Source organism: Delftia sp. RIT313, from assembly GCF_000632165.1.
GTDB classification, from domain to species: Bacteria; Pseudomonadota; Gammaproteobacteria; order Burkholderiales; family Burkholderiaceae_C; genus Comamonas; species Comamonas acidovorans.
The window spans coordinates 80,633-90,401 of record NZ_JFYT01000037.1; the positions used below are offsets into that span (position 1 = coordinate 80,633).

The window sequence follows — 9,769 nt, forward strand, 5'->3', positions numbered from 1 at the left end:
TGGCCTGCAGCGCACCACAGGAGCGAGCAATGCCCGAACCTCTTGCACCGTCGGCCGGCCCGGCTTTCACCGATGCGCCGCCCTCCACGCCCCGGCAGGAAAAACTGTCCGACGTCAGCGAGACGCTGCGCATTCCGCTGACCGCCCGCGCCCTGGGCGACCGGCTGTTTCCGGGCATGGCCGTCAGCGATGCCCATGCCTTGGACACCCTGACCCAGCTGGGCGACGACGGCAGCCGCTGGCTTCAGGACAGGCAGAGCATCTACGGCGTGCTGGCGCGCACGCACTGCTTTCGCGCGCTGGCGCAGGACTTTCTCCGGCGCCAGCCGCAGGGCCATGTGGTGAACCTGGGCTGCGGCCTCAGCGACTATTTCCAATGGCTGGACAACGGGCAGATGCGCATGACGGATGCGGACCTGGGGCCGGTGGTCGCACTGCGCAGGCAGTTGCTGCCCTGGCAATCGGAGCGCCAGGAGATCCGCCAATTCGACCTGGCCGACGCCGACTGGTGGCAGCGGCTGGGACTGCCGGCCAACAGGTCAGGGCCTGCCGTCTTCATGATGGCCGAAGGCGTTTCCATGTACCTGCAAAAAGAGCAGATACAGGCGCTGTGGACCACGTTTGCGCAATGCAGCCCGCCGGGGTCGGAACTGGTGTTCGACGCCATGTGCTGGCTGGCCGCCGGGCGCGCAAGCCAGCACCCCTCGGTCCGGCTCACCCAGGCCCAGTTCCATTGGGGCCTGCGCCGCGAGGCCGATCTGGCGCAAGCCCATCCGCGCCTGCAGCTGGTGGCCGCGCACCAGGTGATGGAAGGCTACGGCCCGCCCTACTCGCTGGTGGGGCCGGCATTCCGCTGGACCTTTGGCGTGCACTTCTATGCCATCTACCAGCTGAAGTCGGCCGAGACGGCGGCTTAGGCCGATTGCGCAGCCGCAACGAAAGATGCCCGGTCAAGCCGGGCATCCTTGTTTCAGGGAACCAGGATCAGCCTTCGTCGGCCGCGCTGGAGGACAGGGCCAGGCCTTGCACCAGGCCTTGCCCGGGCTGCCATTCGCGCACAAAGCGGTTGCGCGGCGGCCGCAGGGCTTCGCGGCCGGCCGAGACGGGCGTGCCCACATACAGCAGGCCGACGAGCCGGTCATGGGGCTCGAATCCCAGGGCCTCGCGCACGCGCGCATCGTGGCTGTTGGCGCCGCTGGCCCAGAAGCCGCCAAAGCCCAGGATGTGCAGGGCGTTGAGCATGTTCATGGCGGCAGCGCCACCGGCCAGCAGCTGCTCGCTTTCAGGCACCTTGTGTTCGGGCTGCAGGTGCACGCCCAGCGCAATGATCAGCGGGGCCGACAGGGCCTTGGCGCGGAATCGCTCGGCGTCGGCCTGCGGGTCGCGCGCCTTGGCGGCCTGCACGAACACCTCGCCCAGCGCATGGCGCGCATCGCCCTGCACCAGCACGAAGCGCCAGGGGCGCAGCTGGCCGTGGTCGGGGGCGCGCAGTGCAGCATCGATGACGGTGTCGATCACGTCTGCGCCCGGCGCCGGGTCCTGCAGCGGCCAGCGCGACTGGCGCGACATCAGCAGGTCCAGGGCGGCGCGCTGCTCGGGGGTCAGGGATCTGTCGTTGGTGCTCATTCGTTGTCCTGCAGCGCAGGCTGCCTTGCCTGCTCGGGCTGTGCCGGTGATTCGGGTGGCAGCTGCGAGCACGCGCCGCAATGGCCGTACAGGGCCAGGCGGTGGTCGGCCAGGCGGTAGCCGTGGGCCTGGGCCACCTGGTGCTGCAGCGCCTCGATGTGGTCGTTGCTGAATTCATCCACGCGTCCGCACTGCAGGCAGATCAGGTGGTCATGGTGCGGCCCCTCATTGAGCTCGAACACCGCCTTGCCGCTTTCAAAGGTCTGGCGCAGCAGCAGGCCTGCGGCCTCCAGCTGCGACAGCACGCGGTAGACGGTGGCCAGGCCCACCTCGGCACGCCGCTCGGCCAGCAGGCGGAACACGTCCTCGGCATGCAGGTGGCGCGACGCGCTCTGCCTGAAGATTTCCAGCACCTGCATGCGCGGCAGCGTGGCCTTCAGGCCGACGCTGCGCAGTTCGGGTTCGCCGCCCGGGCTCAGGGGCATCTTGCTGCGTGTCATGCGGTGGTGTCTCCGTGTGTCAGTGTCATGGCGGGGTTGTCGCCGCCTTCGGCACCCCGGTGTATGCGGACGATGCGCAGCGCATCGGGCTGCTCGACCAGCACGCAGGTCTTGCCCGTGCGCTGGCAATGGTCCTGTACGCGCCAGTACTCGCCGTGGCTCAGGCAGCCGGTCTGGCAGATCACCAGATCGGCCTCGCGCAGGCTGGCCTCGAAGGCTTCGGCGTCCTGTTCGGGCTCCCGCGCAGGCATGGCGGGCTGTGCCACGGGCGCGGCCGACTGGCGCTGCCAGCGTGCGCGCTCGCGCAACAGGTCCTGCACGCGCACCAGCAGCGACTCCACGCGCCGTGCCAATGTGACGCGGCGCGAGAGGCCGGGAATGGCCTTCTCCAGCGCCTCGCGCTCCTCGCGCGCCCACAGCAGCTGGGTTTCCTTGGCCATCAAGGCCGCGCGCTGGCGGATCACCAGCCTTTGCAGCCTCTCTATTTCCTGGGCTTGAAGGCACAGCAGTTCGCTGCTGCGCAACTGGGCGTGGCCGTAGCCACGCAGCAGCACCTGGTGCTCATGCGCCAGTTGCTGAATGTCGTCCAAGGTCTGGGTCATGGTTTCCTCGGCAAACCTGAGCATTGCGCGGTGGTCGCGCGAAGGCCTTTGCGCATGGCCCTGTGCGGCACGGGCCTGGCTTGCCGGCAAGGCGGTGTGCTGCGATGCAAGCCGGATGCGCTGGCAAATCAGTGAGAATGATTCTTATTAAATCATGAAATGCCGGCCGTCAAACCGATGACCGTACGCCGTCTGGTGCAAAGGCCGCACCGGCGCAGATGCGCTTGCAGGGTGGCCGTCAGCGCCCTGCCATGCACGGCAACGCAGGCCTGCGCCCGGCCTGCCGTTGCCTGTCCGACCTGTTCAAAGACCCTTGAGCAGCCGGCCGTTGACCTCGGTGCCGTACAGCGAGAACGGGGTGTCGTGGAACTGCTTGCGCGTGTCGGCCACGTTGCCGGTGAAGCGCGGGTCCTGGGGGCGCTCCATGCTGTTGATGTAGGTGGCCACGTCCCAGGCCTCCTGGTCGTCCAGCGTGGGATTGCCGTAGGGCATGTTGCCCTTGATGAAGCTGGCAGCCTTGTCCACCTCATGCGTGCCCGCGCCCCAGTTGTAGGACTGCTTGCCCCACAGCGGCGGGAACACGGTCACGCCGCCGGTTTCCTGGCCCTGGCCCTGCGCGCCGTGGCACAGCGCGCACTTGGCCTCGTAGACCTTGGCGCCGCGCTCGAAGCTGGGCTCCTGCGCGGCCTTGCCCACCTTGGTGAAGCCCGCACCCCACAGCTTCTCGCCCGTGGGCGCCTTCTGTGCCATCCAGTAGGCGTAGGCCTCCAGCGCCACGAGGATGTCGTGGCCGTCGTCGGGGGCCTTGCCGTTCATGCTGTACATGAAGCAGCCGCGCACGCGCTCGGCGAAGGTGTCCACGTGGTTGGTCTTCTTGCGGTAGGCCGGGTACAGCGGGTAGGCACCCCACATGGGTGCGGCGCCCTTGAGCCGGCCTGCGTCCAGGTGGCAGTTCACGCAGTTGAGGGTGTTGCCCGAAAAACCCACGGCGTTGGCCGGCGTGCGCAGGAAGATGGCCTCGCCACGGCGAATCCACTCGCCCATGGGCGTGTCGGGGATGTCGCGGGCACCGGGGGGTGTGAAGGCTCCGCCGTCGGCAGCCACTTTCACGGCCTGGGAAGTGACCTGGGCATTCGCATTTGCATCGGCCCTGGCTGCGGTGGCAGCCGCAGCGGGGACCGCGCCCACGCGGGCCGGCGCAGGTGGCATGTCCGGCTGGCTGATGTACATGCCATAGGCGAGCGCGCCCGCCAGGCCGGCGAACAGGCAGGCGACGACGACGTACTCGGCGGTATTGGAGTTTTTGGAGGCGCGGGTGGGTTGTGTGTCGGACATGTTCGGCTCCCGGTCCATCAGGGTTTGGCTGGCGCGGAGGCCGTGGCTGCGGTGCTGGTGCTGGTGCTGGAGCTGGTGCTGGCGCCATGCAGGCGGGCGTAGTAGGCCGCCACGGCCTGGATGTCCGCGGGCGTGAGCTTTTGCGCGACCTTGCCCATGAGGCCCAGCGGGCCGGCCTCGCGCTGGCCCTTGTTCCAGGCGGCGACCTGGCTTTGCATGTAGTCGGCCGTCAGGTGGCCGATGGCCGGGAAATCGGCGCCCACGCCCACGCCGCCCGGGCCGTGGCATTGGGCACAGGCGGGAATGCCGTCCGCCCAGCGTCCGCGCTCGACCAGCCAGGCGCCGTCATCATCCTTGCCCTTGGGCAGGGGGCCGCGCACGGGCTGGATGGGCAGCGGCAGGCTGGCGTAATAGGCCGAGACGTCGGCACGGTCCTGGGCCGACAGGGCCTTGGCCATGGGCGCCATCACGGGGGCCTGGCGGCTGCCGTCGGCCAGGTGCTGGAGCTGGCGCGCCAGATAGCCGGCGTGCTGGCCGGCCAGGGCCGGAAAGCCCGCCATGCCCTCGCCCTTGGCGCCGTGGCAGGTGGCACATGCCGCCGCACCCTGGGGCGTGCCCGACTGGGCGATTTTCTGGCCGGCTGCTGCACTGCCTTGCACCGCAGCTGTGGGCGCTGCTGCGGGCGCTGCTGCCTTGGGCGCGGCGTCTTGCGCCCAGGCGCTGCCCATCAGCATGCAGATGCCGATGGCGATGCACGACCGGGACAGGGTCTGTTTGTTCATGCGGATCATCGTGGGAAGAGGCATTTGCCCTGCCATGCGTCCGCGCCACGCGCCCAGGAGCGCGCGGCTGCGGCGGACAGGATCGAATAGGGATACCGGCCGCCGCCCCGCAAGGCGCAATGCCCGCAGGGCTGGCCAGCCAGGCCCGCACGATACGGAACCGAGATTAAGCCGGCGTTAATGGGCCGGGGGCCGGGGCCTGCGGGCCCGGGCCGTCCGCCAGCGGCAGGTACAGGCACGCGACCAGGCCGCTGGCCTGGCCTTCCTCGGGCCGCCACAGGCTGCGCGGCTGCAGCAGCAGGCAGCCGCCTGCGCATTCGGCGATGCGCTGCACGATGGGCAGTCCCAGGCCGCTGCCATGCTCCTGGGGACGCTTGCGCCAGAAGCGGCGCGTGGCCTCTTCGCATTCCTCGGCGCTGAGCCCCGGGCCGTGGTCGGCCACGGTGAACTCCACATAGCCTGTGCCCGGCTGCTGTGTCTTGCCCGGCATGGCGCCAATGGAGCGCACGGCCAGTTCCACGGGATGCTGCGGCGCATGGCGCAGGGCGTTTTCCAGCAGATTGCGCAGGGCCGAGACCAGCAGGGGCTCGGAGATGGCCAGAGGCCAGTCCTGCACGGGCTGGCCGTTGTCCAGCCATGTGCGCAGCGCGGGCGCTGGGGCCTGGGCGCTCACGGCATTCACAGCCAGTTGCCAGGCCTTGTCCAGCGCCTGCAGCGCATCGGCAGGCGCATCGCCGCAGGCCAGCACGGAGGCAGCGCCAGGTTCATGCTGCTCCAGCCGCGCCAGCAGCAGCAATTGCTCCAGCGTGTGCTGCAGGTGCTCCACGCCCTCGCCCGCCTGGGCCAGCGAATCGCGGGCCATGGAGCCGGGCGGCGCGGCCAGAAGGCCGGCAGGCATGCCGGGCGCCGCCAGCGCCATCTGCGCCACCTGCACATGGGTCTTGATGGCGGTGAGCGGCGTGCGCAGCTCATGGGCGGCGTCGTCGCTCCAGCGGCGCTCGCGGTCGATGGCCGCGCGCACGCGGTGCAGCAGCTGGTTGAGCGTGCCCACCAGCGGCGCCAGCTCGCGCGTCTGCAGGCCCTGGGCCACGGGCGAATCGTCGCCGGGCGGGCGGCGCGCCAGTTCGCGCCGCAGGGCCTCCAGCGGCCTGAGGCCCTGGGTCACGGCCCACCACATCAGCCCCATGCTGGCCAGCAGCGCCAGCACGAAGGGCAGGACGATGGTGTAGGCAAAGCCGTGGATCAGACCCTCGCGCACATCGATGCGGTCGGCCGTGGCGATGCGCACGCCGTGGTCCTCCAGCACATAGGTGCGCCAGGGCTTGCCGCCCTTGATGATGGTCGAAAAGCCCAGCGGCATGCTCTGCGGGAACACGGGGCTGCCCTCGGTCTTGGCCAGCACCTGCGGCAGGGCCGATTCGGGCCGCACGGGCTGGACCTCGCCGCGCACCAGGCTGACCTCGCAGGCCACGCCGTCGCGCGCGATCACGTTGAGCATGGGGCTCCAGTCCTGCGGCAGCTCCCGGGCAGGCCGGAACTGGTGGACGATGCCTGCCACCATGCGCGCCGAGGCGATCAGCCGGTCATCCAGCACGGTGCGCAGTTCGTTGCGCATGTCCGAGAACATCCAGGCCGCCACCCCGCCCCACAGCGTGCACAGCGCCAGGCACAGACATGCCAGCAGGCGCACGCGCAGGCTGCGCATCATGGGTGCAGGCCCAGGCGATAGCCCTCGCCGCGCACCGTCTCCACCAGCTCATGGCCCAGCTTGCGGCGCAGGTGGTGCACATGCACGTTGACGGCATTGCTCTCCACGTCCTGGCTGTAGCCGTAGAGGCTGTCGCGCAGTTGCTCGGTGCTCAGAATGCGGCCCGGCGACTGCAGCAGCGCGCGCAGCAGCGACCACTCGCGGCGCGACAGCTCCACCGTGCGGCCCTGGCGCTGGATGTGGCCTGCAGCGGGGTTGATGCGCACCTCGCCCAGCTCGATCCAGTCCACGCTGCGGCCGGCCGCGCGGCGCAGCAGCGCATGCAGGCGCGCCGCCAGTTCGTGCAGGTCAAAGGGCTTGACCAGGTAATCGTCGGCGCCGGTCTGCAGGCCTTCGATGCGCTGTGACACGGCATCGCGCGCCGTCAGCACCAGCACGGGCACCTGCAGGCCCTGGCCGCGCCAGCGCGCCAGCAGCGAGAGGCCATCCTCGTCGGGCAGGCCCAGGTCCAGCACGCAGGCATCGAAATGCGAGGAACGGATGGCCGCATCCGCCTGCCCGGCCGAGGCCACGGTATCCACGCCGAAGCCCTGCAGCTGCAGGCCGGCTCTCACGCCGCTGGCCACCAGCGCGTTGTCTTCCACCAAGAGAACATGCATGTTGTTGTCCGCAGGGCCTGGCACCAGGCCCCGCCGTCTGTATCCAAGTCGGGAACGAAAAGCGACTGAGCATCGCAGATTTGTAGCGAGGTGTGCGCCAGCATGCCGAATCTCGCAGGCACGCGCACAAGAATGCGGCCAGGTGGCCCGCTCAGGGCCGGGCCAGCAGCCCGCCCAGCAGCAGGTCCAGCGCCGCCGCGCCGCGCTCCAGCCGCAGGTCGGCGTCCTCGCCCTCGGCAATCCAGAAAGCCGCTTCGGCCAGGCTGCCGTAGATCAGCGATGCCAGCGCCTGCGGATCGGCCCGGGCCACGATGCCCTGCGCCATGAGGTCCGCAATCAGTGCCTGCATGGACGCAATGCAGTGGCGCTGCGATTGCGGCAGCGCGCCGCCCAAAGCCGCGCGCGCATCGCGCAGCACGATGCGCTGGATTTCAGGCTCCAGCGCCATTTCCAGGTAGGCCTGGCAGCGACTGCGAAAGCCCTGCCAGGGATCCTGGGCATGGGCGGTGATGGCCTTCAGGCGTTCATCCACCTCGGCATCGATCTGCTCGACCACGGCCGCCAGCAGGCCCTGCTTGTCGCCGAAATGGTGGTACAGCGCGCCCCGCGTCAGGCCCACCTGCGCGGTGAGATCGTCCATGGAGGCATCGGCGTAGCCCTGCTCTCCAAAGGCCTTGCGGGCCGTGGCCAGCAGCGTGGCGCGGGTTTCTTCCATCTCGGCGCGGGTGCGGCGAACCATGGCCAATCTCCTTACATACGGCGTGCATGATTATTTACATACGCTACGTATGTATATAGGATTCTATTCATACGCAGCGTATGTATTTTCTCTGTCCCGCGACGGCGGTGCAACACCCCCCCACCTGTTTGAAGGGATCTGGACCATGAATTCGTCTTCCTCCACGCGACCCGAACCCGCCGCGCGCCGCCCGTGGCTGGCCGTGTCTGCCGTGGGCCTGGCCACCTTTTCCGTGGTGACCACGGAAATGCTGCCGGTCGGCCTGCTCACATCCATTGCCGGCAGCCTGGGCACCTCCATGGGCAGGGCCGGCCTGATGATCTCGCTGCCGGCGCTGCTGGCCGCGCTGTTCGCGCCGCTGGTGGTGATGGCGGCGGGCGGCATGGACCGGCGCCGCATCCTGTGCGGACTGCTGGCCCTGCTCGTGCTGGCCAACCTGGCCTCGGCGCTGGCGCCGTCGCTGATCTGGCTGCTGGCCGCGCGCGTCCTGGTGGGCTTTTGCATGGGCGGCATCTGGGCAATCGCGGGCGGGCTGGCGGCACGGCTGGTACCCCAGGCGTCGATGGGCCTGGCAACTTCCATCATCTTTGGCGGCGTGGCGGCGGCCTCGGTGCTGGGCGTGCCGCTGGGCGCGCTGATCGGCGATTTCGCGGGATGGCGCTGGGCCTTTGGTGGCATGGCAGGCTTCAGCGCACTGGTGCTGGCGCTGCACGTGGCCGTTCTCCCCGCCCTGCCTGCCACAGGCTCGGCCAGCCTGCGCCAGTTCAGCCATCAGCTGGCCAACCGCCGGCTGCAGGCCGGGCTGGCACTGACGCTGCTGCTGGTGGCCGGGCATTTCATGTCCTTCACCTTCGTGCGCCCGCTGCTGCTGACGGTGTCGGGGTTCGATGCGCAATGGATGAGCGCGCTGCTGCTGGCTTACGGCATCGCGGGCATTGCGGGCAACTTCCTGGCGGGCATCATCGCGGCGCGCCGCACGGTGCCGAGTCTGGCGGCGATCGCCATGGGCCTTCTGCTGGCGCCTGTGCTGTTCCTGTCCGTGGGCGAATCGCCAACCGGTGGTGGCGCCGTGCTGCTGGTCTGGGGCCTGGCCTACGGCGGCGTATCGGTGGGACTGATGACCTGGATGATGCAGGCTGCGCCACGCGCCGTGGAAATTGCCACGGCGCTGTACGTTGGCGTCTTCAACATCGGTATTGCGCTGGGCTCATGGGCAGGCGGCCAACTGGTCGATGGCTGGGGGCTGCACGCCACGCTCTGGCTGTCTGGCGGATTTGCCGCTGCGGCCTTGCTGCTGTCTGCGGCCATGGGATTGGTTGGGACTGGAAGCAAAGCGGATTGCGGCCATCAACAGGCAAAGAATCACCAAGTCTGAATTCCGCAGAAACTTCAGGACAAGTCCTATGCCACCTCGGAAATATCCTGAAATATTTCGGAATTCTCCTTGTCTTCCACAGCGGAAATTCGCGCAATTACCAATGCACAATCCAGGCCTTGCCCTCACGGATTCGCATCGCTCGCGACCCCGTATTCCGCTTGATGGAAGGATATGCAATGAACGAACTTCAGACACGGCTTATTGTCGTGTGCGTGCTGACCCTTGTCGTCGTCATGCTCGTTTCCAAATACGAGATAGTGAAGCCATCGACTTCATCAAAAAACAAGCTGGTTTTCAAGGCATCCCTCTTCATTGCCATTTCTTTCGGGGCATTTGCAGCACTCTGGAATAAGTTCTGACCCTTGTACGTGTCAAGGACATGGGTAACAACTCAGCTCACAGACATGGGTAACACCTCAAGCTCACATAGTCCTTCTGGG

Annotated in this window: 11 protein-coding genes; 3 read left to right on the plus strand and 8 right to left on the minus strand. The window is 68.3% G+C overall.

The window, feature by feature from the left end; all coding sequences use genetic code 11:
• The first annotated feature begins 29 nt into the window (after window positions 1-29).
• On the plus strand, window positions 30-917 hold the full coding sequence (locus BW39_RS09670) for a class I SAM-dependent methyltransferase (RefSeq protein ID WP_043821389.1): 888 nt from the start codon (window positions 30-32) through the stop codon (window positions 915-917).
• Window positions 918-984: 67 nt separating this feature from the next.
• Here the strand turns inward: BW39_RS09670 and BW39_RS09675 are convergent, their stop codons facing one another.
• The 8 genes from BW39_RS09675 to BW39_RS09710 all read right to left on the minus strand — a co-directional run bounded on the left by BW39_RS09675 (window position 985) and on the right by BW39_RS09710 (window position 7,951).
• Window positions 985-1,626: a nitroreductase family protein gene (locus BW39_RS09675; RefSeq protein WP_043821390.1), complete on the minus strand. Its 642-nt coding sequence runs from the start codon at window positions 1,624-1,626 to the stop codon at window positions 985-987.
• Window positions 1,623-2,126 carry a ferric iron uptake transcriptional regulator gene (fur, locus tag BW39_RS09680; protein ID WP_043821391.1) on the minus strand — a complete coding sequence of 168 codons (504 nt, stop codon included), beginning with the start codon at window positions 2,124-2,126 and terminating at the stop codon, window positions 1,623-1,625. The genes BW39_RS09675 and fur overlap by 4 nt, the downstream gene beginning before the upstream one ends.
• Window positions 2,123-2,728, minus strand: coding sequence for a DUF2325 domain-containing protein (locus BW39_RS09685; RefSeq protein WP_043821424.1), 606 nt, complete (start codon window positions 2,726-2,728; stop codon window positions 2,123-2,125). The genes fur and BW39_RS09685 overlap by 4 nt, the downstream gene beginning before the upstream one ends.
• Window positions 2,729-3,031: 303 nt before the next feature.
• Complete coding sequence (locus BW39_RS09690; protein WP_043821392.1) at window positions 3,032-4,063, minus strand: c-type cytochrome; 1,032 nt, start codon at window positions 4,061-4,063, stop codon at window positions 3,032-3,034.
• A gap of 17 nt (window positions 4,064-4,080) precedes the next feature.
• Window positions 4,081-4,854 carry a c-type cytochrome gene (locus tag BW39_RS09695; protein WP_043821396.1) on the minus strand — a complete coding sequence of 258 codons (774 nt, stop codon included), beginning with the start codon at window positions 4,852-4,854 and terminating at the stop codon, window positions 4,081-4,083.
• A 157-nt stretch (window positions 4,855-5,011) separates the two neighbouring features.
• Window positions 5,012-6,553 carry an ATP-binding protein gene (locus BW39_RS09700; RefSeq protein WP_043821397.1) on the minus strand — a complete coding sequence of 514 codons (1,542 nt, stop codon included), beginning with the start codon at window positions 6,551-6,553 and terminating at the stop codon, window positions 5,012-5,014.
• Window positions 6,550-7,212, minus strand: a complete 663-nt coding sequence (locus BW39_RS09705) for a response regulator (protein WP_012206042.1) — start codon at window positions 7,210-7,212, stop codon at window positions 6,550-6,552. The genes BW39_RS09700 and BW39_RS09705 overlap by 4 nt, the downstream gene beginning before the upstream one ends.
• A 151-nt stretch (window positions 7,213-7,363) precedes the next feature.
• Window positions 7,364-7,951 carry a TetR/AcrR family transcriptional regulator gene (locus tag BW39_RS09710; protein WP_013802038.1) on the minus strand — a complete coding sequence of 196 codons (588 nt, stop codon included), beginning with the start codon at window positions 7,949-7,951 and terminating at the stop codon, window positions 7,364-7,366.
• Window positions 7,952-8,096: 145 nt separating this feature from the next.
• Here BW39_RS09710 and BW39_RS09715 point away from each other — a divergent pair, with 145 nt between their 5' ends.
• Window positions 8,097-9,326: an MFS transporter gene (locus tag BW39_RS09715; protein WP_052155309.1), complete on the plus strand. Its 1,230-nt coding sequence runs from the start codon at window positions 8,097-8,099 to the stop codon at window positions 9,324-9,326.
• A 179-nt stretch (window positions 9,327-9,505) separates the two neighbouring features.
• Window positions 9,506-9,688: a hypothetical protein gene (locus BW39_RS09720; RefSeq protein WP_043821398.1), complete on the plus strand. Its 183-nt coding sequence runs from the start codon at window positions 9,506-9,508 to the stop codon at window positions 9,686-9,688.
• Window positions 9,689-9,769 lie beyond the last annotated feature (81 nt).

What these genes read in the sequence shown, in the direction of transcription:
- BW39_RS09670 (WP_043821389.1), top strand. Translation starts at nt 30, where the DNA reads ATGCCCGAACCTCTTGCACCGTCGGCCGGCCCGGCTTTCACCGATGCG.
- BW39_RS09675 (WP_043821390.1), bottom strand. Translation starts at nt 1,626, where the DNA reads ATGAGCACCAACGACAGATCCCTGACCCCCGAGCAGCGCGCCGCCCTG.
- fur (WP_043821391.1), bottom strand. Translation starts at nt 2,126, where the DNA reads ATGACACGCAGCAAGATGCCCCTGAGCCCGGGCGGCGAACCCGAACTG.
- BW39_RS09685 (WP_043821424.1), bottom strand. Translation starts at nt 2,728, where the DNA reads ATGACCCAGACCTTGGACGACATTCAGCAACTGGCGCATGAGCACCAG.
- BW39_RS09690 (WP_043821392.1), bottom strand. Translation starts at nt 4,063, where the DNA reads ATGTCCGACACACAACCCACCCGCGCCTCCAAAAACTCCAATACCGCC.
- BW39_RS09695 (WP_043821396.1), bottom strand. Translation starts at nt 4,854, where the DNA reads ATGATCCGCATGAACAAACAGACCCTGTCCCGGTCGTGCATCGCCATC.
- BW39_RS09700 (WP_043821397.1), bottom strand. Translation starts at nt 6,553, where the DNA reads ATGATGCGCAGCCTGCGCGTGCGCCTGCTGGCATGTCTGTGCCTGGCG.
- BW39_RS09705 (WP_012206042.1), bottom strand. Translation starts at nt 7,212, where the DNA reads ATGCATGTTCTCTTGGTGGAAGACAACGCGCTGGTGGCCAGCGGCGTG.
- BW39_RS09710 (WP_013802038.1), bottom strand. Translation starts at nt 7,951, where the DNA reads ATGGTTCGCCGCACCCGCGCCGAGATGGAAGAAACCCGCGCCACGCTG.
- BW39_RS09715 (WP_052155309.1), top strand. Translation starts at nt 8,097, where the DNA reads ATGAATTCGTCTTCCTCCACGCGACCCGAACCCGCCGCGCGCCGCCCG.
- BW39_RS09720 (WP_043821398.1), top strand. Translation starts at nt 9,506, where the DNA reads ATGAACGAACTTCAGACACGGCTTATTGTCGTGTGCGTGCTGACCCTT.